This window comes from Sedimentibacter sp. B4, from assembly GCF_000309315.1.
GTDB lineage: Bacteria > Bacillota > Clostridia > Tissierellales > Sedimentibacteraceae > Sedimentibacter > Sedimentibacter saalensis.
This window is the reverse complement of record NZ_CANG01000872.1, coordinates 1-224: the sequence shown is the minus strand read 5'-3', so window position 1 is coordinate 224 and position 224 is coordinate 1. Positions and strand designations below refer to the sequence as shown.

Below are 224 nucleotides of genomic sequence, written 5' to 3'. Positions count from 1 at the left end.
GAGCCTCGTTCACGAGACGGGAGAACTGCTGGAAGACCGCAACTTCCTCGGTGCACGGCGACATCAGGTCCTCGGCCAGCAGTGCCTTCCCCGCATCGTCCAGGTTCTTGCCCTTCGTGGCCATGATGTGCTCGCGGTACTCCTTGACGGCCCGCTGCGGATCGACCCGGGACATGCTGAGACTCGGCAGCCCGTACCCATCCCCCATCGTGTTCTCCAGGTGC

At 64.3% G+C, this 224-nt stretch carries 1 protein-coding gene; it reads right to left on the bottom strand.

Annotated features, from left to right (window positions below):
* Nucleotides 1-224 (bottom strand): ArsA-related P-loop ATPase (locus BN358_RS13455; RefSeq protein WP_304412803.1); only part of this gene is annotated, 224 nt, incomplete at both ends.